Here is a 26,670-nt window from a genome sequence, read left to right on the forward strand (position 1 = left end):
ACGATTGTCGGGGTATGCACACCCCGACGAGACTCTTTCATCTCCACTTCAATACGCCCGACGTGAGCGGTGCGGAAGCTCGACTCGCAGACCACGGCCTCCCGCTCTATCGGCGATTCGGCCACATCGATGGCGAATTTCACGCGCTGGAAGCGGACGACCCGACTCCGAAGGGGTTTCGGCTCCGTCTTCAGAACGCAGAACGAGGCTACGCGAACATCACGCTCGCGCCCGGAACGTGCCCACACTTCGACCATCTCGGGCTCTGCACGAGCGAGTTCGACGCGATTTGTGACCGCGCCGAAGACGCGGGCTGGTCGATTCGTGACCGGGATGGAAGACGAACGTTCATCATGACGCCGTGGCGGTTCCGGGTCGAACTCCACCCTAATGGCAGCGATGTGGAAGCGGCTCTCGGGTCGTGGGACAAGGGGCACTTCGAACGCGTCGAACTCACGACTCCGGAAACTGACGGGGACGAACCCACGAACCACGAATTCGAATCCGTATTTGGAACCGTTCCGGGTCTCTCAATTCGCCAGAGTGACGACGTCCAGGTACCCCGATTTCGACTGGATGGAAGCGCGTTTTCGGATGCGGCGTGGGTCGAAACGGTAGCCCTGCTCTGACCGTCGACCCCTCCCTTCCGATTACTCCGCCGGATTTCCCCTGTCAACTTCGGTCGCCGACCACGCTCCTGCAGTGGCATTGCGAACCACTGCTGATTCGACGGTTCCATTCTGGAGAACCACCGCGGGCCGGGGCGCTGACGAGGGATCCGTCGCGGCAGGCGGGACGGGTGATCGGTCGGCGCGCTCCGGCACGTCCGCGTTCTGAACGGTCATATTCCGTACGACCAATGTATCGAAGTTCGCACCTTCGACGGTCACATCGGCGAGGACGGTTCGCTCAATGACACGATCTTTCACGCCCGGGTCGAAGAGGTCGCCACCCGGCAGGTTCAAGATGGAGCGATTTCGAACGACGATTCGCTGTGCGGTAACGTTGTTCAGCGTTCCGTCTTCTATTTCCAGTTCAGCGATGTCGACGTTACGCAGTGTGACGTTTCGACGGACTTCACCGTCCGCTTGGAGTCGTCGAACGCGGACGGTATCGACCGTCGCGTTTCGTACAGTCACGTTTCGCAGTGCCCACGTTCGAATCGTCGCATTGTCGATGGAGACTTTGTACTGTCCGAGCTGACCGAACTGTTCGAATCGGTCGATGTTCGTTTCGGAACCGTCGCCGACGTTCGGTTTCGAACTCGGGTTCGAATTGACACTACTGACGGGTGATGTGACTCCCGACAGGGCGAGGAGAATCGATAAAACGAGAGCAGATACGACCGCAGTCCGCTGCCCGATTGGTATTCTCATATACGCCACAAGTTCGAGTGACGGCATAAACCAGACCGACTGTTTTCGCCAGTTTGGGGGGTTAGGCCGCCATTTATCACTTGACGCTGATATGTGCGGCGAGGTCGCTTCGGATGATGGTTTCGCAGTATTCACATCGGACGCCGTCCTCCAACACCTCGAATTTCGATTCGACGGGTTCGTTTTTCGTCGTGATACAGTTGCTGTTCGGACAGGAGAGGACACCGAGAACTTCTTCGGGGCGTTCTAAGCGGTGCTTTTCTGCCACTTCGTACTCGCGGATGATGTTGATACTCGCGTCGGGCGCGATGAGCGAGAGTACGTCCACCTCGTTCTGGCTCAACTCCTTGCCCTCGACTTTTACGATGTCTTTCTGTCCCATGCGGTCGCTCGGGACGTTCATCCCGACGCTCACTGCCTCGCCGTCAGTGCCGTCGATACCGAGGATGGCGAGGACGTTGAGCGCCTGTCCGGCGCGAATGTGGTCGATAACGGTGCCGTTTCGAATCTTACTGACGCGAAGTTCGTGGTCGCTCATTGTTCCTCCAGCATGGAATCCAGAATCGCCATACGCACTGGGACACCGTTGTGTGCCTGCTCGAAGTAGGTCGCGTACTCCGTATCGTCTACCTCGGGCGCGATTTCATCGACGCGCGGGAGCGGATGCATGATGGTCAATTCGTCCGACGCGCCCTCCAGCGTCTCCATATTGATACGGTATTCGCCAGCAACCTCGCGGTACTCGTTTTCGTCGGGGAAGCGTTCGCGCTGGATGCGTGTCACGTAGAGCACGTCCAGGTTCGGAAGTACATCCTCGATGTCGGTGTGTTCGCGGACGTTCGCACCCGACTCGTGGAGGTCATACCGAACGCTTCGCGGGAGTTGGAGACTTCTCGGACTGATGAAATGCTGACGAACGTCGAAGTTCGTCAGCGCGTGCGCGAGCGAGTGAACGGTTCGTCCGTACTTCAAATCGCCCATGATGCCGATAGTGATGTCGTCCAACCCGGCGTTCTCCCGAATCGTGTAGAGGTCGAGCAAGGTTTGTGTCGGATGGTGCCCCGCCCCGTCGCCCGCGTTGAGGAGTGGAACATCCACGAAATCGCCCACCATCTTTGCTGCACCCTGACTCGGATGGCGAAGAACGAGCGCGTCCGAATAGCCTTCGACAACTCGGGTGGTGTCGGCGAGGCTTTCACCTTTCTTCACGCTGGACGATTCGACGGAACCCATATCGACGATATCCCCGCCAAGGCGCTTGATGGCGGTTTCAAAGCTCATCTTCGTCCGCGTGCTCGGTTCGTAGAACATCAAGCCGAGGAGTTTTCCCGCATGCCGATTAGCGTACTCCCCCGGATTGGCGTCAATCTCGGCCGCGCGGTCGAGAAGGTTCTCGATATCCGCGCGGTCGAGTTGTTTCGTGTCGATGAGGTGGTCGTGCCGCATCGTTTGAACACGGGTTACCACCAGTCTTGAAAGGCACGGGTCGCACCTGAACTTTATACTAGATGACGGAACCAATCCCGCCATGCTCGCTATCGTCGGAGGAAAGGGTGGGTGTGGAAAGACGACCACCCTCGGACTTGCCGGAGCGCTGGGCAAAACGCGACGGACGGTGCTCGCAGTGGATGCGGACTTCGATATGCCGGATTTGTACCTCCTCGCCGACGTGGATAGTCGCCCCGGGCTCGTGGCCATCGAAAACGGTACAAATGTCGAAGACGCCGCGCATCCACCGCCGAACCTTTCAGGTGTCGAAGTCGTGCCAGCGCCACAGTCCGTGGACGAAACCGTCCACCTTCCCGCCGCGCTCGCCAGACTTACCGACGACGCAGACCACGTCCTCGTGGACTGTCCCGCCGGAGCAGGGCCGGATGCGGTGACACCCCTTCAAGTCGCGGAGTACGCATTATTGGTGACGACACCCGACCCGGCAAGCCTCCGCGACACGGCGAAGACGGCAGCGATGGCGCGCACGCTCGGCACCCCAGTCGTCGGGTGCGTTCTCACCCGTGCAAACAACGTTCCGTCCGGCATCGAGCGACTGCTCGACTGTCCGGTCTTGGTAACTGTTCCTGCGGTCGGTGCACCCGTTCTCACCCACAAACAGGTCGTTCGGGCGTATGACACCCTCGCGTCAACCATCTTGACCAAACACTTATGGACACTGTCGAAACCATCACATTTATGTTAGATCGACTTTCGACTGGCATTCCGGTGCTTGACCGGAAACTCGACGGGGGACTTCCACCGGGAAGCACGGTCGCCCTCTGCGCTCCACCCGCCAGTCAAGCCGAACTCTTGCTGTCTGAGTTCACGCTCAGTCGCCCCACGCAGTACTTGACGACCGACCGCGACGAGGAGTCGGTGAGTGCAGGATTCCGTCGTGCATCCGGTCGTCGGACGCCCGAGGTTCGCTACATCCCGGGAGATGCTCCGCTCGACCACGCTCGACGACTGTTTCAACGACTACCGAGTGACTCGACGCTCGTCGTCGATCCTGTAAATCTGCTCGAACGCGAAGATCCGACTCGCTATCGGAATTTTCTCCACGACCTGCAGGCCCATGTCCGGGGAACCGACAGCCTTGCCGTGCTTCATTGTCTCGATGGACGAAACGTCCCCAATCAGCGTGACATAACGGAACACGCCGTCGATGTGGTGTTCCAACTGCACACCGAGATTTCCGGCGACCGAGTCGAGAATCGGCTGGCGGTGCCGAAGTTCCGCGGCGGGCGTGCACTTCCCGAGACCATCAAACTCGAACTCACCGAATTCGTTGCTATCGACACGAGCCGAGATATCGCGTGAGAATAGGGAAATCGAGGGGGTTACCGGCGTTCGTCTATCCGCCGCATCTGTTCTCGGTGGAGCGTAACGATCATATCCGATAAGACGCCGAACATGAGCAACTGCACGCCGAAGATGATGGCTACTCCGGCAACCACGGCAAGAACCTCGTGTGAAACTCGGGGCGGGATAAACCATTCGACGCCGACGTAAATTCCCACGATAACTCCAATGAGGCCGCTAAGCATCCCCATGCTCCCGAAGTAAAACAGCGGATTGTTCGTTTTCGCGAGTTGATAGAGGGTCATGATGATGTCCCCACCGTCCCAGATGGGGTGCAGGTTCGTCTCCGACTCGTCGGGACGTTCCTCGTAAGTAATCGGCACGACGGTCGTCGGAACGCTGTGTTTCACACATTCGACCGCCAGTTCGGTTTCGACGCCGAACCCGTCGGATGTGAGATACGCACGTTCAGCGGATTTTCGGGAGAACGCGCGATATCCGCTGAGAATGTCCTGAAAGTCTTGGCCGTGAATGACCGAAAACGCTTGATTGATGAGTCGGTTGCCGAACTGGTTCAGCCGCGTCATCGATCCGTTTTCCATGTTGGCGAACCGATCGCCGATGACGTGGTTGTAGCCGTCGTCGAGCGGTTCGAGCATCACCTCGGCGTCATCGGGTTTGTACGTGCCGTCGCCGTCGAGCATCAGAACGTACTCGGTTTCGACGTTCTCAATTCCCTCACGAACTGCCTGCCCCTTTCCGACTCCGGCCTGTTCGATGACGCGGGCACCACGGGATTTCGCGATTTCCTGAGTCTCGTCGTCCGAACTGCCGTCGACGACGAGAATGTTCGAAAAGCCCTGCTCCTGAAATCCGTCGATAACGTCGCCGATAGTCTCGGCCTCGTTCAACGTTGGAATGAGCACGCACACGTCCTCGGAGTCGGGCATTGTCGGGGAGATAGACACGGGGGGCTAAAAGCCCAACCTTTTCCTCTCGGATTTCCGACCTAGACAATCCATAGATGTTTAAAACGAACCGCCCAACCACCGAATATGAATCGGCTTGCGAAGGCGTCCGCGGTCGTTATCGCGGTTGCCGCAATTCCTTATTTTGCTTTCCTCGCGTTGTATGGGTTGATACGCCCGACGGGTTCGCCCGCAAAGAAACAGGACGGAGAACCGAACGTGAGTATCGTGCTTCCGACGTACAACGAGGCGGACATCATCGAGAAAAAACTAGACGACCTCCTCGAACAGGACTATCCTATGGAAAAGGTCGAACTCGTCGTCGTGGATTCGAGCGACGACGAAACGCCCGACCTGATTCGTGACTACCTCGCGGACTACGAACATCCGTCGCTGACACTCATCGAAGAGGAAGAGCGCCGTGGTCTCGCCCCGGCGCTCAACGATGCCTACGCCGCAGCGGAAAACGAAATGGTTGTCAAAACCGATTGTGACTCGTTCGTGGCCGACGACGCGCTCCATGTCGCGGCGGCGAACCTCGCTGATCCGGGCATCGCAGCGGTCACCGGACGGAGCACGGATGTCCTCGGCGGCAGCGAAGTCGAAGAAGGCTATCGCGGCGTGCAGGCGCACGTCCAGACGCTCGAATCACACCTCGATTCGACGCTCATCTTTCACGGTCCGTTTTCCGCGTTCGAGAACGACGCCATCGTTCCGCTCGACCCGAACTCTCTTGCTGATGACACCGAACTCGCGCTGAAAATTCGCCGAAACGGAAAGCGAGTCGTCTTTGACCCGGATATTCGTTTCCGCGAGCCATCCCATTCTGATTTCAAAAAGCGCAGGTTGCAGAAAGACCGACGTGGTATGGGTCTGATTCGACTCCTCTTTCAGCATCGGGACGCGCTCGGAAAGTACGGCAACTACGGCGGACTCGTGCTTCCGTTCAACTGGTGGTTCATGATCGTCTCACCGTGGTTGGTCGTATTGGCGATTGGACTGTTGACGGGCGCTGCGCTGGTCGCGGCGGGGCCATTTGGTCTGGTCGTCCCCGGTGCGCTTGCGGCCTTCGTTCGACTGGGTGGGAGCGACCGACTCGGCCCGCTGCAACCGCTGTATGCCATCTTCGACGCACAAGTGTCGCTGTTCCGCGCGAGTTTGGAACTGCTGCGTGGTGAAGGTGATGGCACGTGGGAAATCGACGAGGAACTGCGCGAAGCGTTCGAGTGAGACGAATACTGGCTATAGAATCATTCTAATGTTAGGTAAGAGATGCGAGTGAGAAGTCTTATGTAGTCTAAGAAGACTGCAAAATCGTAAGGAATGTCGGACGATTTACCCTCGATTGCTATTCTCCACGACCGATTTCCGCAGATTGGTGGTGGTGAAAAATTCGCTATCGAGGCGGCACGCACTCTCGATGCACCAATTTATACGATGTACGTCTATCCCGGTACTGAAATTCCAGACGACGTGCGCGTTATCCCTATTAAACAAGAGAAATACGCGAGTGGATTGTCGAAACATCTCCTCGCGTGGAAGAACGAGGGGTCGAATCCACTCGAAACGCTCTCCGTGGCAATGGACATGACCGATGCCCATCCCGACCTCACGAAATACGATGTGATTTTGGAGAGTGCACCCCTCTCGAAACATTACGTTCCGACTGTGGATCAAACGATTATTCACTATCCACACAGCCCGCCACGATGGCTCTACGACCTCTACCGCGACCGGATGGACTCGTTCGATTATCCTGGAATTCGGTTCGCACTGAAAGCTTACGCGAAGTGGTGGCGTGCGTTGGACAAGGAAGCGAACGACTACGTCGATACTTTCGTCGCCAACAGCGAGCTGATTCGTGACCGCATCAAACGATATTATCATCGCGACGCTGAAGTCGTCTATCCCCCTGTTACTGGTGATTGGCGCAACGAAGGCGACGAGGGATATTTCGTAACATGGTCACGACTCGCTCCGGAAAAACGAATGCCACTCCTTGCGGAGGCGTTCACTGAACTGGACGAACGCCTCGTCATGGCCGGGAATGGTGCAGATAGAGAGAAACTCGAACGTATCGCATGCGGACACGGCAACATCGAAGTTCGAGGATTCGTCGAGGACATCGAATCGCTCGTTGCACGTTCGACAGCGGTCATCTACGCACCCGTGCAAGAGGATTTCGGACTCGTCGGTGCCGAAGCACTGATGGCCGGAAAACCGCTCCTCGGCGTGAACGAGGGATTCACAAAATATCAGGTCGAAACGGGAGTGACTGGAGAGGTATTCGAGCCAACTGTGGAGTCTGTACGAGATGCGGTTCGAAGCTTCAATTCGGACAAGTATGATAGCGACGTGATACAGGAACACGCTGAAAAGTACCGCTATGAGGCGTTCCAAGAGGGATTACGGACCCTCGTCGAACGAGCATCTATGGAGGGCTGATGGATGACCGTCGAACGCACGATTACCGCTCCGAAACCACAACTCTCGGTCGTCATTCCGACGATACCGTCGAACAGCCACGAAGAAGTCATCGCCCATCTCGAATCGCAGACGTTCGAGGACTTCGAGGTTATTGTCGTAAACGACGCCACCCTCGACATTTGTGAAGCGAGAAATGCCGGTATAGAGGCCTCGAATTCCAAAATCGTGGCATTGACCGACGATGACTGCCGACCCGAAACGGATTGGCTTATGAAGGTCGCAACCGAGTTCGGTTTGCATCCGAACCTCGTCTGCCTCGAAGGAAGGGTGGATGGTGGGCGAACGTACGACGGAGTTCGAAAGTATGTCGGCTGCAACCTCTCATTCAATCGGGATACGGCGCTGGCGGTCGGTGGATTCAATAGCGACTACGCTGGGTGGCGGGACGATACGGAATTCGGTTGGCGCATGGAGCGTGATGGCGGCGGCGAGTGTCGATACAGCGACCGTGTTCGTATGATGCACCCGGAACTGCCGCGAGCGACCATCGACAGTGAAGCGGAAGCTCGACTGCAAACGGAGTTTCCTGACCGATACGAAAACGTTATTGTACCGAACACGACGATAGGGCGAATAAATGATTGGCTGTGGCGGAAAGGAATCTGGGATTTCGTAGACGCCATCCGTCATCGAGGATAAACAATGACCAACGTTGCACTCATCGTTCTAGATACTCTCCGAAAAGACAAATTCGACGAACATTTCGACTGGCTTCCAGGACACAGGTATGAAAATGCGTGGAGTACGAGCCACTGGACTGTTCCTGCACACGCTTCACTGTTCACGGGCAAATACGCCAGCGAGGTCGGGATCTATGCCAGTAATCAACTGTTCGATACTGATACGCCGCTACTTGCGGAAACCCTCTCCAATGCGGAGTACACGACTAGAATGTTCAGCGCGAACCCGAACATCTCCCCGACGTTCGACGCCGATAGGGGCTTCGATATGTTCCGTGGCAGTTGGCGGCTCGAAGGGATGGAGCGGAACATGTTCAACTGGGACAAGTTCATCGCTCGGACGAGGGACATGGGTTCGGAACGGTTTCTATACGCGTTGAAAGAGGTCGTTCTGGGGGAATACGACACAGTTTCATCCATCAAACGAGGGATACGGTTAAAACTCAGGAACTCTAACGACAACGACGAGGCCATCGACGACGGGGCGACGACCGCACTCAACCTCGTGTCGAACAGCGACTTCGGCGACGACGAGTTCCTTTTTTTGAATCTCATGGAGGCGCACGCGCCGTACCATCCGCCTGAAGAGTACGCGACGGGAGCGAAGGTCGATATTCGTGGTCTCGATGCAACATTCGACGAACCTTCGGACGCTCCGGAGGAAATTCGGCGCGCGTACGACGATTGCGTCCAATACCTCGCGGACATCTATGCGGACATCTTCGAGACCCTACAGTCGGACTTCGACGTCATAATAACCCTGGCGGATCACGGTGAACTCCTCGGTGAGCACGACGCTTGGGAGCATATGTATGGCATCTATCCCGAGTTGACGCACGTTCCGCTGTCGATTTATACGGGTGAGGACGGTGTCGAAACGGTTCACGAATCAGTGAATATTCTTGATGTCTATCGAACGGTCTTGTCCGCAACGGGCGTTGAGGCTCCGGCGGGGACGCGCGGTCGGAATCTATTAGACGAGGTCGAGCAGGGAGAGCATCTCGTGGAGTATCACGGCCTCCACGACCGGAACTACATCGCGTTACAGAACAAGGGATACGACGATATCGAGTACCTCCAGACGGAATTCGAGGGTATAATCAATGGTGAGTACTACGGATTCGAGACGTTCAACGGGTTCGAAGAAATCGGGGCGTCGCCATACGAGGATCCGCAGGAACGAATTCAGGAGCTAACCGCAGACCTTGATTACACCAAGTCGGATGGCAACGACGACGAGTTGAGTGAACAAGTAATGGAACAGCTAGAAGACCTCGGCTATGCCTGACGACCCACTCGTCAGTGCGATCGTTCCAACGCTCGACAGGCCACAGTTAGTCGAACGTGCAGTCGAAAGTATCGACGCTCAGACGTACTCGAACATCGAAATCGTGGTCGTGGACGATTCGGACTATGTGAATGAGTCACCACCGTCATTCGAGGGTATTGAGACGGATTTGACGTATCTCGACAGTGGCTCACCAGAGGGGTTACCGACCGCACGGAACCGCGGTATCGACGCCGCGTCCGGCGACTTGTTCGCGTTCCTCGACGACGACGATGTCTGGAAACCGGAAAAAACGACCAAGCAGGTGCAGTTTTTCCAAAACGAAACGGTAGGTCTCTGTACATCATGGCGATATATGGTCGATAGCGTCGGTGATATTGGATTCGTCGCCGAGGCCGACATCGATGGTGACCTGCTACGGAAACTGCTCTGTCGAAACGTCGTCGGTCCTCCCTCTGGTGTACTGGTCGGTCGAGAAGTTATCGAAACGATTGGGAAGTTCGATGAGCGGTTCCTGCTCTGGGAGGACCGCGAGTGGTATCTCCGCGTGGCACGGGAGTACGATATCGGTTGCGTCGAGACACCGCTGATTCGGTATGCGATGGAGTCGCCGGGAAAGATGAGCGGCAACCTCGAAATGGCTCGTCGGTCGGCGTACCCGCAACTGCTGGCGAAACACAGCGACCTCGTCGAGCGGTATGGACGGAGGTACGTGGATGGCTGGAAGTTCCGGAAGTTTGGGAAGATGGCCTACGACGCCGGAAATAGAGGGAGTGCGATACGATATTCTCTATCCGCTATCGCCTCGTGTCCGAGTGAGTGGCCGTTTTACCGCCTGTTACTCCGCTCGGTGTTGGGCGAGCAACTGTACGGTTCGCTGAATGACTTCAAATCGTGGGCCGAGGGCGCTCGACGAAAGCAGAGCACGATTAAATGATGCTCTCGAAGAGGTTCGAATTGACCTGCGCCCATAGGGGAGAACCATGACCGAAGCCACAGATGTGAATCTCGGCGGCGAGACGGCGAAAGCGACGATTGCAAAGTTCGCAATGGCAGCGACCGGGTTTTTCGCGAGTATTCTCTTTGCACGGGAACTCGGCCCGACGATGTTTGGTGGCTATTACCTCTTGTTCGGAGCGACGAAACTCGCCGACAGGCCATTGACTGGGTGGGCAACCGCGAGCAAGAAACGGTTCTCCGAGGACACGACGAAACGACGGGAGATCGTCGGTGCCCAGTTCCTGTTCAATGCCATCTGGATTCTTGTTGCAGCGACTGTGGCGCTGTGGCTTGCGGACGACTTACGTTCATACAGTGGCCTCACAATGGCACCGCTCTTGTTCGTGATACTAATCGTGTCAGAGTCGAACTACGAGTCGTTTGACCGCGTGCTGAAAGCGAGGGGCCAAATCGGAATTGCGACGTGGATAGATGCACTCCGGTCGTATCTTACGCTTCCGTTGCAGGTCGTTTTCGTCTTCGTCCTCGCGGGATATGGTGCGGACGGAATGGTGTACGGTCTCGCGGGAGCGACAGGATTGATGTTCCCGTTCGTCTTGTACTATCTTCGGGTTCGGCCAGCAGTTCCGTCGCTCGACACGCTCTACAGCCTCATTCGATATGCTCGATACAGTATCCCTAGCGACTTCTTTGCGACACTGTATAATCGCCTCGACGTGATTCTGTTGGGTGTGCTGTTGGTACCCGCAACCGCGGCTAACTACGAAGTGGCGGCACAGATAACGATGCCTGCAACGTTCGTCGCGACGCTCGCCGGAAGTGGGTTGATGCCTCGTGTCAGCAAACTCTCGAACGAGGGAAAGATGGTCGGACAAGAGGTCACCAACACAATCGCTTTCGCGAGTATTCTCGCCATACCGATTTTCTTCGGTGCGCTTTCTATCCCAGAGAAACTAATCGCCACGGTGTACGGCCCGAAATATTCGCTTGGAGCATCGCTCGTCGTCGGTATCGCTGCCTACCGCTTCGTTTCAACGCAGACGACACCGCTCAGCCAAACTATGAACGGTCTCGACAGGCCAGACGTGAACATGCGCATCTCTAGCATCGCATTGGCCGCCAACGTCGTACTCGGCACTGTTCTCACGCTCTGGTTCGGACCCATCGGCGTCGTCGTCGCAACTGTCGTTGCCGAGAGCTTCATCTACGTGTCCACGGCATATCTCCTCAAACGAGAGATTCCGTCGGTCGAACTCCTCCCGCGACCGTTGCGCGCGCAGGCCGCTGTCGGTGCGCTGATGTTCTTCTTCGTTTCGGCTGCCGATCATGTCATTGTGGTTAGTTCGTGGCTCGACCTCGGGTTTTTGCTCGCAGTTGGTGCGACGACCTACGTCAGTGCCCTGCTGGTCGTGAGTACGGAGTTGCGCACCACCGTTGGCGGCATTCTCAATGGTTCTCGTCTCGAACCATACGTCCCAAGCCGTATCCTAAATTGGTAAACTCCAGAGCGCCATCATAAGGCTTATCCCCACTTTGCCAAACCTATCACTCGATGAGCCAAGGCACAGAACAGGTCGAGGAATCCTCCAATCTCGCTGATTCCGTCCTCGACCAGATAGAAGACTGGTACCATATCCCTGCACTCGCGCTGCTGCTGGGATTCATGTTGTGGGTGCGACTGCAGTCCTACGACAGATTCATCGTCAACGGAGAGGTGTTCTTCTCCGGTAACGACGCATGGTACCATCTTCGGCAAGTACAGTACACAGTCAACAACTGGCCCGCGACGATGCCGTTCGACCCGTGGACGTACTACCCATATGGAACGAGCGTCGGCCAGTTTGGCACTCTCTACGACCAACTCGTCGCTACTGCCGCGCTAATCGTCGGTCTCGGCAACCCATCACCACATACAGTCGAATTGACGCTGCTGGTCGCTCCAGCAGTGTTCGGTACGCTCGTTGCACTCCCGACCTATTTCGTCGGGAAGCGACTGGGCGGCCGTCTCGGCGGCTTGTTCGGCGTTCTCGTCCTGGTGTTGATTCCGGGCGAATTCCTCCGACGTGGGTTGGTCGGCTTCTCCGACCACAACGTCGTCGAGCCATTCTTCCAGACGCTCGCCGTGCTAGCGATGATGGTCGCCGTCTCGGTCGCCGAACGGGAACGCCCCGTCTTCGAACTGCTGGCCGACCGTGATTTCGCGGCGGTTCGCCGTCCGCTGGGTTACAGCGTTCTCGCAGGTATCGCTACGGCGCTCTACCTCTGGACGTGGCCACCGGGCGTCCTCCTCATCGGTATCTTCGGCGTGTTCTTCATGCTGAAACTGACCGCGGACTACGTTCGCGGCATCAGTCCTGACCACCTCGCCTTCGTCGCGACGGTTAGCATGGGCGTGACGGGTCTCCTCTTGCTCGTCCCGTTCGGATCTGCCTCATTCAGCACGACGAAGTTCTCCCTCCTCCAACCGCTCATCGCATTCGCCATCTCGATCGGCGCAGGGTTCATGACGTGGTTGGCCCGCGAATGGGACGACCGCGACATCTCGACGATGCTCTATCCCGTCGCAATTTTCGGAATTCTCACCGTCGGCACGCTCGTCGTTTCCGTCGCACTTCCGAATCTTTTCAACCTTATTCAGACTAATCTCGTCAGGTTTATCGGATTCAACGCGGGCGCGGCACAGCGAACCATCGGCGAAGCACAGCCGTTCTTGCAGGGCCAACAATCGCTCGCATCCGCCGTCATTCCGCAGTATGGCCTGATGTTCTTCACCGCCATCGTCGGCGCGCTGGTGATGGTCTGGCGCTCGCTGTCGGTCGACGAGCACGAAGCGGAAAAGCTTCTCGTGCTCGTCTGGACCGCGTTTATTATCGCCGCCGCGTTCACGCAGGTTCGATTCAACTACTATCTCGCGGTTCCCGTCGCGGTGCTGAACGCCTACCTCTTCGGGTGGATACTCAGGGTCGTCGGATTCGACAGTTCCGCCCGCGATACGATTCGGAACGTCGAAATCTACCAGGTGTTGGCAGTCGTCTTCGTCGTGATGCTCGTCATCCCCGGACTGGTCATGCCGGTTCAGGTTGGCAACACGAGAACCGCCACTGCAACCCAGATGGGTAACAGCACCGCTCCCGGCGACGTCACGCAGTGGGATGGCACGCTGAACTGGATGCAGACGAACACGCCACAGGAAGGCAACTACGCCGGTGCCGGAAACGAGATGGAATACTACGGCACCTACACCGAAGGCGACGGCGACTACGACTACAAGCAGGGAACCTACGGCGTCATGTCGTGGTGGGACTACGGGCACTGGATTACGGTCGAAGGTGAACGAATCCCGAACGCTAACCCGTTCCAGGAGGGTGCGACCACGGCCGCGAACTACCTGCTCGCCCAGAACGAATCCGAGGCGAACGGAGTGCTCGACGAACTCGGTGACAAAAACGAGCAGACGAAATACGTAATAGTCGATTGGAAGATGGTCGAGACGAACGGCCAGCAAGGGAACGTCAAGTTCTTCGCGCCGACCGTGTTCAAGGAAGGCGTTTCGTCCGGAACCTACTTCGACTACATCTACTCCCAAAACGGTCGGTTCGCTCGCCACAAACAGCCGTACTACGACAGCATGATGGTTCGACTGTACCGCTACCACGGCAGTTCGGTCGAGCCGAAACCCATCGTTATGGATTGGGAGACGACGACACGGAACGGCGTGCAGTACAAAGTGACGCCGAGCTTCGTGTCCCAGAACGCGAACGACACGACGATAAAACGGTTCGACTCGATGCAGAAGGCCCGCGAGTACGTCAGAAACGACCCCGGTGGGACGTCACAAATCGGCGGAATCGGGCCGTACCCGAGCGAGCGCATTCCCGCGCTCCAACACTACCGCGTCGTGAAAGAGAGCCAATCGCAATCAACGCAGGTGTACTCACACTACCAAATCCTTCGTCAGCGACTGGGCCTGCTCCAGCAAGCCGGTGTCGGCGGGCAAGACTACTTCCGCACCTCTCCATCGTGGGTAAAGACGTTCGAACGCGTCCCCGGTGCGACGGTGCAGGGAACCGGCCCGGCGAATACCAACATCACGGCCTCGGTGCAGATGAAGACGGATACGGGAAGCACGTTCACCTATACGCAGCACGCCAAAACCGACCAGAACGGCAAATTCACGATGACTCTGCCGTACTCCACGACTGGCTACGACCAGTGGGGAACTGACAAAGGGTACACAAACGTCAGCGTTCGTGCGACCGGCCCGTACGAGTTCCGGACGCCGATGAAATCCGGTGGCGATGGCTTCCAGTTCACCAACGGAACGGCACAGGTCTCCGAAGGACAGGTGCTCGGCGAGGACGACAGCCCCGTCACGGTGTCGGTTGACCAGCAACAGACGATTCCGGTCAGCGGTGCGAACAACTCCACCGGAAACAACTCTGCTGGCCCGAGCACGCCCGGCAACCAAACTGACGGCAACTCGTCCGCTGGAAACGGGTCGGTCGGAAACAACTCGACCGGAAACGAGTCGAGTTCGCTCCCCAACCCTGCGTCGCCATTGACGCGTGCCGGTCTCGTCGGTGCGTACGCCGCCACGCTGGTCGTCGCCCGCCGCGACTGAACTGAATTCTTTTTCCGGCCCCCATCCTCATATTCACGCCTCTCGTACCGGGACACAGTGACGGGAGACGAACGAGAATCCAGTGGGGTCGAACGTGGATGGGAATCGTTTTTTGATTGGCCCGGAAACCCGGGAGCGATGCGTGCCCTATTGACCATCTATCTGAAGGGTGTCTGTATGGGTGCCGCCGACGCGGTGCCCGGCGTCTCCGGCGGGACGATTGCCCTCATTACCGGCATCTACGAACGACTCATTTCGGCAGTCGCGTCGTTCGATCCACGAATCGTGACGAGCGTCTTCCAAATTCACAAACCGGACGAACGTACGAAAGTTCGGGAGATGCTCGCGGAAATGGATCTCGCGTTCCTTCTCGCGCTCGGTGCGGGAATCGCGACCGCAATCATGACCGTAACGGGATTGGTGACGCTCGCGAGCGAACAGGTTCCAGTACTCCTCTTTGCCTTCTTCTTCGGACTCATCGCCGCGTCGGCCATCATCCTCTACGACGAGGTTTCGGTCGAGACGCCGGGACAGGTCGGTGCGGCCATCGGGGGATTCGTCCTCGCGTTCCTCGTGGCCGGTGCAGTCGAGCAGGGCGGGGGTTCGACGCCCCTTCCGTTCGTCTTTTTCACCGGCATGATTGCCATCAGTGCGATGGTGTTGCCGGGGATTTCCGGTGCGCTCATTCTCTATCTCCTCGGACAGTACGAGTACCTCTCACGCAATCTGCACGGGTTCAAAGACGCAGTCGTGGCCCTGCTTGACGGCGGGAGTTTCGATGCCCTCGTTGCGCCCGGAATGGTTGTTATCACGTTTATACTCGGCGCAGGTATTGGCGTTTTGACGATCTCGAAAATCGTCTCGTGGGCACTCGATCACTATCGGGCGGCGACGCTTACCTTCCTCGTCAGTCTGATGGTCGGCGCACTTCGGTTCCCCGTCGAAAAGATATTTGCGGCGGATACGTTCGCGTGGACACCGACGGTGCTCGGCGGTGCAGTCCTCGCGGCAATCATCGGTGGCGGTGCAGTCCTTCTCCTCGACCGTTACACGGACGACCTCGACTACTGACGCGAACCGATTTTGCACACATCGGATGTCGGTGTGAACGATCTTCAACCGAGAACCAGAGTTATCTGACTTCCCGGCGTAGTTCTGTCGAGATGACTGCAACCTACGAGTGTGAAAACTGCGGGGAGCGAGTGAGTGCGCTTCAACATCCCGGTGAATGCCCGAAATGTGGCGGCGAGATGCGAAACGTCAGCGTTTCGCGTGAGTAACTTCGGGTGCCCGTTCGAGTTCAGGTGACTGTACGAGTTCGACTGGCTGCGTGGCCGGGAGACCGGAGAGCGCGTCGAATCGTGCCGAGACGTCGTCGAGCGAGTCGTCCAAACCGGCGAAAAACATCTCCGCTCGCTTCGTCGGCACCGCACCCTCCGGCGTCGCTTCGATGAACCCCTCGTCTTCAAGCAGTCGAAGTGCGGCACGAGTTTCGTGGTGTTCGTGGCCGGATTTCCTCGAAAGACGACGAATACCGATTGGGGTGTCCTCGCGGACGAATGTGAGTATTCCGAGCGCCCGTTCGAACAGCGCCAGTTCGCGGTGAAGGGTATCGAACACGGGAGAGTACAGTAACCCCTTCGGCTAAAACGTTCCTGGGGAGTGATACGTATCGGTATAGAGGGCTCCCTATCGATTTCGATACTAAAAGTCGGACGTTGCTCAGGCGTCCACGAGCGCCGCGTCCAGCACTTCGAGTGGATGTCGAATCTCGTAGCCCGTGCCGTGGTTCATCTGCATCGCGCAGGTCGGACATTCGGTCATGCCCGTCTCGCTTTCTACGTCCTCCATGTGTTCGAACATCTCCGCGCCGATTTTCATCGACGTGTCGTACTTCTCCGATTTCCATCCGTAGGTGCCGCTGATACCCGAACAGGAGTCGCCCACGTCCACCGGGTCGGTGCCGTCGAGCGCGGAAAGCAGTTCGACGGCCTGGCCGTCGAGTCCCTGATTCCTGGCGTGACACGGTGCGTGATAGGCCAGCTCGCCGAACTCCGATTCCGGAACCGAAGCGTCGGCGAGTTCGCCTTCCAAATCCTCGTTAATGCGGAGATATTCGACGGCATCGAATGTGTTCGCGGCGACTTTCGCGGTGCCATCGAACGAGTAGAGTTCGGGGTACTCCTGTCGAAGCGCCATCGAACACGACGTACACGAACAGATGACGTCGTAGCCCTGTTCGACCAGCGCGGCGAAGGTTTCGACGTTGAACTTCGCGGCGCGACGCGCATCGTCAAGCATCCCGTTGGCGAACATTGGGGTGCCGGAGCAGCGCTGGTCGGGAACGACGACTTCGTAGCCGAACTGCTCGTAGACGCGAACCATCGCTTTCGCCACCTCGGGCGTGTTGTAGTTCGAGTAGTCGCCGTGGAAGTAGGCGACGCACTTTTCGGACGTCGCTTCGTTTCGTCGTTCTCGCGCCTCTTGCGCTCGTTTTTTCGAGGTGGCTGTGCCACCGCGCTCCGCCCACCACTCGGTGAACGTCTGCGTCGCAAATTCGGGAAAATCGCGCTCACCCGTGATTCCCATCACTTTCTCGTTCACAAACTTCGTCACCGATAGCCCCATAACGAAGTTGGCGAGTCGTGGGAATCGCGCGCCGAGCGGGGCGAGTCTGCCGTAGTTCGACAGAATCCGATTTCGAATGTACTCCCGCGAGAACTTCGACATCTGCTCGTCCACGTAGTCGCCCCGAGCCGTGTTGTGCATCTGCGAGAGCGGAACATCCGATGGACAGACGTTATCACAGCGCATGCAGTTCGAACAGGCCATCACCGAATCGTCGATGTCGTGGTCACCCTTGCGCTTCAGTCGCCACTGCTCCGGCCCTTGGAACTTCGGTCCGGGGAAATCGTCGTCAACCTCGGCGACAGGGCATTCCGTATCGCAAGTGGAACATTTGTAACAGTCGTCCGACCCCGGTCTGAGGTCGATTGATTCGCCAGTGAACACGTCTTGCAATTCGGCTGGGTCTCGTCGTTCCGCTTCTTTTTCACTCATAAATTCACCTCGTCGCTTGCGTTTCGTCCCGCGATGACGCCGGTCGCCAGCGAGACTCCGCTTCCGGACTTCTCCGCAGAGAAATCGTATCCACCCAGAACGCCGCCGACAGCACGGAGGTTCCGGAACTCCGGGCTGTCCGTCGAATCGAGTGGTCGCAGTTCGTCGTCAAGGTGCAATCCGAATCGGGCGAACGAGTGGTCGTCGAAGGCTCCGTCTTCGAACCAGTCGTACCGGTTTTCGGGGGCGGGGACGTAACAGTCGAAAATCGGTTCCCGGACGCCACTGCGGTCGGAATCGATTCCCTTGCCGACCAGCCCCCCCGTCGCCAGCACGAACTGCTCGCCGTGGAACGGAACCCGTGCACCGTTTCGTTCCACGATGACTGCCGAAATATCGTCATCAGCTTCGAAATCGACGACCGGATTGCCGCTCGTCGTTCGAACACCCGCCCCCCGAAGCGCGTGTTCGAATTGGGATTCGAGTCGCATTCCGGGAAGACTCGGCGGCCCCATCGGGATTTCGAACACCGCCGCGCCCAACTTGCGTTCGAGGGTCTTTCGAACCTCGTCGGGGTGTTCTTCACCCAATATCGCGGGGAAACCGATCCGCTCCGCGTCGCGGAGATGGGGTTTGATTCGTTCCGCGAGGGCGATTCGAACCGGGACGGATTCGGTCACGCCCGACCCTGTTCGATCGTCTCGCTCGCGTTCGACGCGCTCGTTTTCGTCCAGTGCGTGAGCGAGGCGGGTGATACGGGCGTCGGTTCGGAACTCCCCGGGGAACGAAAGCGTGACGCCGCGAACGTCGAACGGAACCGTTTCCGCGAGATGGGCGGCGGCCAACGGTGCATCGAAATCCACGACGGTTTCGAATCCGACGAGCAGGGTGTCTCGCGCGTCGCTGGCCAATCCGGGCGCGGTGTGTTTCGGGTAGCGTGCGGTCGGTTTCACGTTCCCGCCGAAGGTCGGAACGAGCGCGTTTCGGTCGGTGTGACCACCCACGTAGTCGGTAATGGAATCGAACAGGGAGAGTCCGTCTCGGACGCCATCCTCGCCGACGTTCCGGTAGGGATGGTCGTCCGGCAACTCCGAAATCGTCTCGAACGGGTTCGAGACGATTTCGTCCCCGACGTAGCCCAGCACGTCGATGAGGCCGCTTGCAAACCGCAGGGTACTCTCTTTGTGCGAGAGCAGTCTGACCTGCGACCCTTCACGGGCCGCGGACAACGCGGTTGCCATCCCGGCCAGACCACCCCCGATGACGACCACGTCGTCCTCAATCGCCATTTCGTCCTCCATCGAAGGCGGCGAAATCGATGTCCGTCTCCGAGTCTTTGCCGTCCCGGTTCATCGTCGTCGCGTGGAGCGCATAGTTCAGCGCGGCCTGTGAGAGCTGTTCGCCCCAGAGGGCGTGTCGCTCGCCTTTCCAGCGCTCCTGAAACAGTTCGTCCAAGGCCTCGCGGGCGGTCGGTTCGTCGTGATTCGGATGGAGTTCGTTGGCCATTCGGTGACAACAGATTCCGCCCTGACAGTTGCCCATCGAGGCACGGGTTCGGATTCGAACCGCGTTCAGGTCGGTTCCGGACTGGCCGATCGCGTCCTGGATTTCGGCGCGAGTGACGGCTTCACACTCGCAGAGAACCGGGTTCGGCCCATCAGTCGTGAGAACTTCGTCCGCCCGACTGCCGAGTCGCTGGACGCTCCGCCGACCGATGGGCGAGCGAATCCCGAAGTCGTCCATGTAATCGCGGAGAAGCGTGAAATCCTCGCTTCCGGGGAGCGGTTCGTCGGCGGTTCGACACCGACCACGGACGCCGAGTTGGTCGCAGACGTGGTCGGAAATCTGCTCCGCCATCATCCGATACGTGGTGAACTTTCCGCCGACGATGCTGGTCAATCCGGTGAGGTCGTCGCGCTCCTCGTGGTCTAACAGGAAGAAATCTCGCGTGATATCGGTCGGGTCGGTTGTCCCGGTTCCCGGTGGTTCGTAAAGCGGACGAACGCCCCAAAACGAGCGAATCGTTCGGGAGTCGCGTAGGATGGGCACGAGTTTCGACAACTCGTCTATCATCATGTCCACTTCCCATTCCTCTTCCGGGTAGCTTTCCGGGTCGTCCACCTCCTCATCCGTCGTGCCGAGAATCGCCGTCGTCTCGTGCGGGACGACGATGTCGGCGTCGCCTTTCGGTCGACACCGGTTGATTACCGTATCTACCTGTCGGCAGTTCATCACGACCATCACACCCTTCGAGGGCCGAACTTCGATGTCCACGCCCGCCATCTCGCCGAGTTGTCCGGCCCACGCACCGGTGGCATTGACGACGTAGTCGGCGCGGATTTCCTCGGTCGTGCCGGGTCTGGCGTGGTCGCGCTTGCCCGGCCCGCTTTCGTGGCGCACTTCGACGCCGACCACGTCGTTTTCGTCCACGAGAACGTCCGTCACTTCCGCGTGCGTCTCGATTCGCGCACCGTGCATCTCCGCGTCGGCGGCGTTGGCGACGCAGAGTCGAAACGGGTCGATGGCCCCGTCGGGAACCGCGATGGAGCGTTTCACGTCGTTCGTCAGGTAGGGTTCCTGCTCGCGGGCCTCCTTCGCCGAAAGCACTTCGGCGGGGATGCCACACTCCCGACAGCCGCGGAGTTTCTCCTCGAAATAGTCGTCGGAATCGTCCTCCAACTGGACGAACTGCCCTCCCGTCATCTCGACGCAGTGGCTGGCGATATCCCGTAGGACGCGGTTTTCTTCGATACATTCCGTCGCGCTGGCTTGGTCGGAGACGGCATACCGGCCGCCGCTGTGGAGCAGGCCGTGCATCCGGCCCGTCGTTCCGTGGGTGAGGTTGCCCTTTTCCACCAACGTTACATCGAGACCCCGCATTGCGAGGTCTCGGGCGATACCCGTGCCCGTCGAGCCTCCCCCCACGACGAGCACTTCGGCGTCGATTGCCATGTTTCGATAGTTAGTTGGAGTCCACTTGAGTTTACCGACAGTAGGGGTAGTATAGATAAAATATTGTGCACCTCCAAGATTGCTCGTCCGTACCTATCGATGTCGCTTACGAACCAGTTCGCACACAGACTCCACTCTACGACAGAGAGACAACTGTTATTTACACGCGACCAATTAGACGGCGATAATGGACATTGGAGCGCGCATCGAGCGCCGCCGGGCGACGACACCAGTCACTAACTTAGTCGTCGAGTGGAGCGCCCTCAGCCCGGTTATCCACGTCTCGAATCCAGTCGGTCGTGGGTCGACCCTCGAACAACTTCTCGATGCGCTCGACCCGCTATTCGACGACCGACTTCCCCCAAATCTTCATCTTTACGGTCCCCCTGGGGCCGGAAAATCAGCGCTCGTTTCCGCGTTGTTCAGCCACCTCTCCGATCGACTCTCGCCGATGCGTGGGACGATACAGACGACGACACGAGGCGGCAAAGAGGGGAACTTCCATTTCGTCTATATCGACGCTCGTCGATCCAGCACCGTGTTTCGCCTGTACCGTTCCATACTCGACGCACTCACCGATGAACACGTTCCGGAACGAGGCGTGGGAACCCAGGTTTTGCGACAGAAACTCGCCACTACCGTGTCGCAGTCCGACCCGGACGTGGTCGTCGCTATCGATCACGTCGACGAAAACGAAACGCTCGCGAGTGAGGGAATACTCGAACTGTTCGATGGGATGACCGAATCGCTGTCTGTCCTGACAGTAGGGCGCAAGCGATCTACCGCGAAGCCAGCTCTCAATATTCCAGCGTACAATACGCACGAACTCGCCGATATCATCACAGAACGGGCTTCACAGGGATTGCAACAGGGCGTGCTTGAGCACGCACAAGTGAAAACTCTCGCAGAGTGGGCCGACGGTGACGCCCACGACGCCCTCGCGGCGTTGTTTGGTGCTGTCACGGTGGCGGTAAAGGCGGATTCGAACCAAATACATGACCGGTACTTGACGACGGCGATGGACGCAGTACCGCGAAACGGCGTATCGCTCGGTATCGTGCTTTCACTTCCGGAAAAACGTCGTTGTGTGCTCGCCAAACTCCTCGAACTCGACGCCCATGCGCGTACCTCGGTCGAAACCAGCGCGGCGGCAATCGCCGACGAAACGAATCTTTCGACGGGAACCGTTACTCGCTACCTTTACGAACTCGCCGAAACGGGCGTCCTCGAACGTGTCACGACCACCAACTCCGAACGGAGCGGTCGGCTCCCCAGCAAACTCGAACCGCGGTTCCCGACCCTTGCATTTCGGGCGCTCTACGAAGAGTGAGGGTGTTCTTGGGTTGTTTATTTCCCCCGATAAGACACGAACTGGGTAGGAAACAATGTCTAAACGAGCGAAGAGCGTTGGTTCAATGTCGTAATGTATACAATAATATGTTTAATATTGTGTCGTGAGACGGGTTTCTCCGACATCTGTTCGAATTTTGTTTAGTGATGCGACACCTCCATTCGTTGAAGAGGAAATTTTATAATGAAAGTGTTTGATGTTTACAGGCAGTGGCCCAAAACCAGTAAAAACGGTGGGTCAATCTGGATGGGTCGGCCATTCAGCATCAGATGAAGGAGGCTATCCGAATGAAACAGAACGAAACCTACGTTGGCTCTATCGACCAGGGAACGACCGGTACGCGGTTCATGGTGTTCGACCACGGCGGAACAGTCGTCGCGAACGCCTACGAAAAGCACGAGCAGATATATCCCGAACCCGGATGGGTCGAACACGACCCACTCGAAATCTGGGAGAACACGAAGTCGGTCATCCAGTCCGCGCTCGCGGAGGTGGGCATCGAGGCCGACCAACTCGCGGCCATTGGCGTCACCAACCAGCGCGAGACAACCCTGTTGTGGGATGCCGACACCGGCAAACCGGTTCACAACGCCATCGTCTGGCAAGACCGCCGGACGACCGACCGAATCGAACGACTGGAGGCCGACGGCCGAACGGAGGACGTTCGGTCGAAGACGGGCCTCGAACCGGACGCTTACTTCTCGGCGACGAAAGCCGAGTGGTTGCTCGACAACGCCGAACCGATCAAAACCCAGCGCGCCCGCCCTGCGGACTTGCGTGATCGGGCCGGAACCGGAGAAATCCTGTTCGGTACCATCGACTCGTGGCTCATTTACAACCTGACGGGCGAACACATCACGGACGTGACGAACGCTTCCCGGACGATGCTGTTCGACATACACGAAATGGAGTGGGACGAAGATCTCTGTGCCGAATTTCGGGTTCCACCCGAGATGCTTCCCGAGGTTCGACCATCCAGTGACGACCAAACGTACGGTTCGACCGATTCGGAAGGATTCCTCGGCGCGGAAGTCCCAGTTGCTGGTGCGCTTGGCGACCAGCAGGCCGCCCTGTTCGGGCAGACCTGCTTCGACGCCGGGGACGCCAAAAACACCTACGGGACGGGCAGTTTCTTCCTGCTCAATACGGGCGAGGAAGCGGTCGAGAGCGAGCACGGTCTCCTCACAACGGTCGGTTTCCAGCGTTCCGGAAAGCCAGTACAGTACGCTCTCGAAGGCTCCATTTTCGTTACCGGTGCGGCCATCGAATGGCTCGTGGACATGAACCTCATCGAGGACGCAATCGAGACGGAAAACCTCGCACGAAGCGTCGGTTCGACTGATGGCGTCTTCATGGTACCCGCGTTTACGGGGTTGGGCGCACCGCACTGGAACCAGCGGGCTCGCGGAACGCTCGTGGGAATGACTCGCGGCACACGAAAGGAACACGTCGTCCGGGCGACGCTCGAATCCATCGCGTTCCAGACCCGCGACGTAGCGGAGGCGATGGAAGCCGATAGCGGCATCGAGGTCGAATCCCTGCGCGTGGACGGCGGTGCGGTGAAGAACAACTTCCTCTGCCAACTCCAAGCCGATATCCTCGACACCGACATCGTTCGCCCGGTCGTGGATGAGACGACCGCACTCGGGTCGGCCTACGCCGCCGGACTCGCCGTCGGCTACTGGGAAACCGTGGACGAACTCCGGAACAACTGGCAGGTCGACCGTGAGTTCGAGGCGGGGACGGAGTTAGGAAACGGCACGGCCGACGAGAAGTACGGTCGCTGGCAGGACGCAGTCGAGCGCTCGCTCGACTGGGCACAGGAAGGGAGCGACTGAGATGGCGGATTTGTCCGCCCTTTTCACCGTCGAAATGCTCATTGCGGCGTTCGCTGGCGGTGCCTTCGGTGCGGCGGTCGGCGCGCTCCCGGCGTTCATCTTCACCGGGTTCATGGTCATCGCGGGTGAATCCGCGAACCTCGCAGGCGAGGCAATCGCCGAGGCAGGTGGCGTCTCCGCGAATCAACTCGGTGCCGTCGGCATCACGGGGTCAATTGCCTTCGGGCCGGTATTCTCCCCCGCAATCAGTTTCGCAGGCGGTGCGGCCGCAGCAGCGTACGCGGCGAAGAAAGGCTACATGGAAACCGGCTTCGATTTCCATGAGGCGAAAAACATCGCGTTCGCACAGGGAACCAAACCCGACGTGCTCGCGGTCGGCGGTCTGTTCGGAATTCTTGGTTACTGGTTCACCGAACTGTCCGTCGCCTTCGCCATGCCGTACGACCCCATCGCGATGGGCGTCGTTCTCTCGGCGGTTGCTCACCGACTGGTCTTCGGCTACGACATCATCGGTGGGGCGAACCGCGGTCTACTGAACATGAAACCGTTCGAGTCGGAAGAACGGCGCGTCATCGGCGATGCGGTCACCGACGGTGGAACCGTCCAAGGTCGTTTCATCGTCGAACCGTGGTTGCCCCACCAGTACAGATGGGCGAACGTCGTGACCATCGGTGCGGTTGTCGGCATTCTCGCGGCCTACATCGCGTACGAGACGGGAAGCCCGTTCCTCGCGTTCGGTATCAGCGCGGCCAGTCTCGTGTTCCTGAACTGCGGCGTCGAGAAGATTCCGGTCACGCACCACATGAGCCTTCCCGCCAGCACCGCGGCCCTCGCACTGGCCCCTGTCGGCGGGGAAATCACGTCGGTGGCGATGGTTACGGTGCTCGCAGTCGGTGCCGTTTTCGGGATGATTAGCGCCCTGTTCGGGGAACTGTTCCAACGCGTTTTCTACGCGCACGCCGACACCCACATCGACCCGCCCGCCGCCGCAATCGTCTTCGGGACGTTCCTCATCGCGGTTCTATCCATCGTCGGTGTCTTCCCACAGAGTTCGTGGGTCACGACACTCGGCCTGTAAGCGAAAACGAAATCGAATCGGAACAGCGGGACTAAGTGTTGGACGAACGAAGTTCCAACATGGTTCCGCCGCTCGTCCTCGACATCGACGGCACGATGACCCGGCCAGACGACTCCATCGACCCGCGATTCTTCGACCTGCTTCCAGACTGGGAGGCCCCCGTCGTGGTCGCCACGGGGAAGGCCTTTCCCTATCCAGTCGCGCTCTGTCACTTTCTGCAAATCCCACAGCACGTTATCGCCGAAAACGGGGGTATCGTCCTCGTGGACGACGAAATCGCGCGAAACGGTGACGGCGAGGCCGCCTTCCACGTCGCCGAGGAGTACGTCGCCGACGGCTACGAACTCGGCTGGGGCGAAAGCGACCTGACGAACCGCTGGCGCGAGACGGAAATTGCGGTTCAACGCGACCAACCGCTTGGCCCGCTCGCCGAACTCGCCAGCGAACACGGGTTGGAAGTCGTGGACACCGGTTTCGCCTACCACGTCAAATCCTCCGGCGTGAGCAAGGGCCAAGGGCTGAAGGCAGTCGCCCAACTGCTCGACCGCGACCCCGAGGAGTTCGTCGCCATCGGTGATTCGGAAAACGACGTGTCCACCTTCGGCGTCGTCAACGAGAGCTACGCCGTGGCAAACGCCGACGAGAAGGCGAAACGGGCCGCCGAAACCGTGATTGACGAGTCGTATTCGGAGGGCACGATTTCTGTCCTATCGGAGCTACAACGTGGGTTTGACGGGTGAAACAGGAGGGGTCGTTGGTTTCGCTTCGGAGTGGCTTTCCGCTCCAATAGCGTTCGTCATGTAGAGATACGAAATCGTCGCTCTCGAGTAAAACCGCTACGAATCCTCGGACACCGTTTCGCCTCTATTTCGCCGTAGTTCACGAACGAGTGCGACAGTTCCCACTGCCAAGACACCGAGCGCAAGCACCCACGGGCCGGTTTGTCGCCCACCCGTGGAATCACTGTTCGTGCGCTCCATCACTCCGACTCCACGATGGGGTTATGGGTTCCGTTGATGTCCCATTCGTGGAGGCAGAAGGGCCGCCCTTCACTGCCCGCAATCGTCCAGTTGTGACTCGACTCGTTCCACTCGTCTTCGCGCCCGCACTGCGTGCATCGCCGTCGGTCGGGTCGGTTAAGTTCCGCCATCGAGACGAGATGAAGACGCGAGAGAACTTAAACGAACGGCAACAGGGCATTTTACCGCTCGCGTCGAA

At 58.5% G+C, this 26,670-nt stretch carries 26 protein-coding genes; 16 read left to right on the forward strand and 10 right to left on the reverse strand.

What is annotated here, in order from left to right; all coding sequences use genetic code 11:
• Positions 1-14: 14 nt before the first annotated feature.
• Positions 15-629, forward strand: coding sequence for a VOC family protein (locus ACN2TU_RS07195; RefSeq protein WP_435154285.1), 615 nt, complete (start codon positions 15-17; stop codon positions 627-629).
• A 21-nt stretch (positions 630-650) separates the two neighbouring features.
• Here ACN2TU_RS07195 and ACN2TU_RS07200 read toward each other — a convergent pair whose 3' ends face one another.
• The 3 genes from ACN2TU_RS07200 to pyrB form a co-directional block, all read right to left on the reverse strand.
• On the reverse strand, positions 651-1,376 hold the full coding sequence (locus ACN2TU_RS07200; protein ID WP_435154286.1) for a hypothetical protein: 726 nt from the start codon (positions 1,374-1,376) through the stop codon (positions 651-653).
• Between the two features lie 76 nt (positions 1,377-1,452).
• On the reverse strand, positions 1,453-1,914 hold the full coding sequence (gene pyrI, locus ACN2TU_RS07205; RefSeq protein ID WP_435154287.1) for an aspartate carbamoyltransferase regulatory subunit: 462 nt from the start codon (positions 1,912-1,914) through the stop codon (positions 1,453-1,455).
• Positions 1,911-2,822: an aspartate carbamoyltransferase gene (gene pyrB / locus ACN2TU_RS07210; RefSeq protein ID WP_435154288.1), complete on the reverse strand. Its 912-nt coding sequence runs from the start codon at positions 2,820-2,822 to the stop codon at positions 1,911-1,913. The genes pyrI and pyrB overlap by 4 nt, the downstream gene beginning before the upstream one ends.
• Before the next feature lie 82 nt (positions 2,823-2,904).
• Here pyrB and ACN2TU_RS07215 point away from each other — a divergent pair, with 82 nt between their 5' ends.
• Positions 2,905-3,570 (forward strand): MinD/ParA family ATP-binding protein, encoded by a 666-nt coding sequence (locus ACN2TU_RS07215; RefSeq protein WP_435154289.1) that lies wholly within the window; start codon positions 2,905-2,907, stop codon positions 3,568-3,570.
• Positions 3,564-4,187, forward strand: a complete 624-nt coding sequence (locus ACN2TU_RS07220; RefSeq protein ID WP_435154290.1) for an RAD55 family ATPase — start codon at positions 3,564-3,566, stop codon at positions 4,185-4,187. Before ACN2TU_RS07215 ends, ACN2TU_RS07220 begins: the two co-directional genes overlap by 7 nt.
• Positions 4,188-4,207: 20 nt before the next feature.
• Here the strand turns inward: ACN2TU_RS07220 and aglJ are convergent, their stop codons facing one another.
• The gene (gene aglJ / locus ACN2TU_RS07225) at positions 4,208-5,119 is read right to left on the reverse strand and encodes an S-layer glycoprotein N-glycosyltransferase AglJ (RefSeq protein ID WP_435154292.1); all 912 of its coding nucleotides are present in this window, start codon (positions 5,117-5,119) and stop codon (positions 4,208-4,210) included.
• 105 nt (positions 5,120-5,224) lie between these two features.
• Here aglJ and ACN2TU_RS07230 point away from each other — a divergent pair, with 105 nt between their 5' ends.
• The 9 genes from ACN2TU_RS07230 (at position 5,225) to ACN2TU_RS07270 (ending at position 16,453) form a co-directional block, all read left to right on the forward strand.
• Complete coding sequence (locus ACN2TU_RS07230) at positions 5,225-6,367, forward strand: glycosyltransferase (protein WP_435154294.1); 1,143 nt, start codon at positions 5,225-5,227, stop codon at positions 6,365-6,367.
• Between the two features lie 93 nt (positions 6,368-6,460).
• Positions 6,461-7,582 carry a glycosyltransferase gene (locus ACN2TU_RS07235; protein ID WP_435154296.1) on the forward strand — a complete coding sequence of 374 codons (1,122 nt, stop codon included), beginning with the start codon at positions 6,461-6,463 and terminating at the stop codon, positions 7,580-7,582.
• Positions 7,583-7,585: 3 nt separating this feature from the next.
• Positions 7,586-8,263: a glycosyltransferase family 2 protein gene (locus ACN2TU_RS07240; RefSeq protein WP_435154297.1), complete on the forward strand. Its 678-nt coding sequence runs from the start codon at positions 7,586-7,588 to the stop codon at positions 8,261-8,263.
• Between the two features lie 3 nt (positions 8,264-8,266).
• Positions 8,267-9,592, forward strand: coding sequence for a sulfatase-like hydrolase/transferase (locus tag ACN2TU_RS07245; RefSeq protein WP_435154298.1), 1,326 nt, complete (start codon positions 8,267-8,269; stop codon positions 9,590-9,592).
• Positions 9,585-10,529 carry a glycosyltransferase family 2 protein gene (locus ACN2TU_RS07250; protein ID WP_435154299.1) on the forward strand — a complete coding sequence of 315 codons (945 nt, stop codon included), beginning with the start codon at positions 9,585-9,587 and terminating at the stop codon, positions 10,527-10,529. Before ACN2TU_RS07245 ends, ACN2TU_RS07250 begins: the two co-directional genes overlap by 8 nt.
• 46 nt (positions 10,530-10,575) lie before the next feature.
• Positions 10,576-12,051 (forward strand): oligosaccharide flippase family protein, encoded by a 1,476-nt coding sequence (locus ACN2TU_RS07255; protein WP_435154301.1) that lies wholly within the window; start codon positions 10,576-10,578, stop codon positions 12,049-12,051.
• 53 nt (positions 12,052-12,104) lie between these two features.
• A complete protein-coding gene (locus ACN2TU_RS07260; protein WP_435154302.1) occupies positions 12,105-15,173 on the forward strand; it encodes an oligosaccharyl transferase, archaeosortase A system-associated in 3,069 nt (1,022 codons plus the stop codon).
• Positions 15,174-15,311: 138 nt separating this feature from the next.
• Positions 15,312-16,244: a DUF368 domain-containing protein gene (locus ACN2TU_RS07265; RefSeq protein WP_435156149.1), complete on the forward strand. Its 933-nt coding sequence runs from the start codon at positions 15,312-15,314 to the stop codon at positions 16,242-16,244.
• Between the two features lie 92 nt (positions 16,245-16,336).
• Positions 16,337-16,453, forward strand: a complete 117-nt coding sequence (locus ACN2TU_RS07270) for a rubrerythrin-like domain-containing protein (RefSeq protein WP_435154304.1) — start codon at positions 16,337-16,339, stop codon at positions 16,451-16,453.
• Here ACN2TU_RS07270 and ACN2TU_RS07275 read toward each other — a convergent pair.
• The 4 genes from ACN2TU_RS07275 to glpA all read right to left on the reverse strand — a co-directional run bounded on the left by ACN2TU_RS07275 (position 16,434) and on the right by glpA (position 21,185).
• Positions 16,434-16,793 (reverse strand): hypothetical protein, encoded by a 360-nt coding sequence (locus tag ACN2TU_RS07275; RefSeq protein ID WP_435154306.1) that lies wholly within the window; start codon positions 16,791-16,793, stop codon positions 16,434-16,436. The genes ACN2TU_RS07270 and ACN2TU_RS07275 overlap by 20 nt on opposite strands.
• 102 nt (positions 16,794-16,895) lie before the next feature.
• Positions 16,896-18,233, reverse strand: coding sequence for an anaerobic glycerol-3-phosphate dehydrogenase subunit C (locus tag ACN2TU_RS07280; protein ID WP_435154307.1), 1,338 nt, complete (start codon positions 18,231-18,233; stop codon positions 16,896-16,898).
• The gene (glpB, locus tag ACN2TU_RS07285; protein ID WP_435154309.1) at positions 18,230-19,522 is read right to left on the reverse strand and encodes a glycerol-3-phosphate dehydrogenase subunit GlpB; all 1,293 of its coding nucleotides are present in this window, start codon (positions 19,520-19,522) and stop codon (positions 18,230-18,232) included. The genes ACN2TU_RS07280 and glpB overlap by 4 nt, the downstream gene beginning before the upstream one ends.
• Positions 19,512-21,185 carry an anaerobic glycerol-3-phosphate dehydrogenase subunit GlpA gene (glpA, locus tag ACN2TU_RS07290; protein WP_435154310.1) on the reverse strand — a complete coding sequence of 558 codons (1,674 nt, stop codon included), beginning with the start codon at positions 21,183-21,185 and terminating at the stop codon, positions 19,512-19,514. The genes glpB and glpA overlap by 11 nt, the downstream gene beginning before the upstream one ends.
• Positions 21,186-21,372: 187 nt before the next feature.
• Here glpA and ACN2TU_RS07295 point away from each other — a divergent pair, with 187 nt between their 5' ends.
• The 4 genes from ACN2TU_RS07295 to ACN2TU_RS07310 all read left to right on the forward strand — a co-directional run bounded on the left by ACN2TU_RS07295 (position 21,373) and on the right by ACN2TU_RS07310 (position 26,192).
• Positions 21,373-22,515 (forward strand): Cdc6/Cdc18 family protein, encoded by a 1,143-nt coding sequence (locus ACN2TU_RS07295; RefSeq protein ID WP_435154311.1) that lies wholly within the window; start codon positions 21,373-21,375, stop codon positions 22,513-22,515.
• Positions 22,516-22,823: 308 nt separating this feature from the next.
• A complete protein-coding gene (gene glpK / locus ACN2TU_RS07300) occupies positions 22,824-24,374 on the forward strand; it encodes a glycerol kinase GlpK (protein WP_435154313.1) in 1,551 nt (516 codons plus the stop codon).
• Position 24,375: 1 nt separating this feature from the next.
• Positions 24,376-25,452, forward strand: a complete 1,077-nt coding sequence (locus ACN2TU_RS07305) for a DUF7973 family transport facilitator (RefSeq protein ID WP_435154315.1) — start codon at positions 24,376-24,378, stop codon at positions 25,450-25,452.
• A gap of 59 nt (positions 25,453-25,511) precedes the next feature.
• Positions 25,512-26,192, forward strand: a complete 681-nt coding sequence (locus tag ACN2TU_RS07310) for a phosphoglycolate phosphatase (RefSeq protein ID WP_435154317.1) — start codon at positions 25,512-25,514, stop codon at positions 26,190-26,192.
• A gap of 96 nt (positions 26,193-26,288) precedes the next feature.
• Here the strand turns inward: ACN2TU_RS07310 and ACN2TU_RS07315 are convergent, their stop codons facing one another.
• Complete coding sequence (locus ACN2TU_RS07315) at positions 26,289-26,432, reverse strand: hypothetical protein (RefSeq protein ID WP_435154318.1); 144 nt, start codon at positions 26,430-26,432, stop codon at positions 26,289-26,291.
• The gene (locus ACN2TU_RS07320) at positions 26,432-26,602 is read right to left on the reverse strand and encodes an HEWD family protein (protein ID WP_435154320.1); all 171 of its coding nucleotides are present in this window, start codon (positions 26,600-26,602) and stop codon (positions 26,432-26,434) included. The genes ACN2TU_RS07315 and ACN2TU_RS07320 overlap by 1 nt, the downstream gene beginning before the upstream one ends.
• Between the last annotated feature and the right edge of the window lie 68 nt (positions 26,603-26,670).

It is taken from the genome of Haladaptatus marinus, assembly GCF_051194195.1.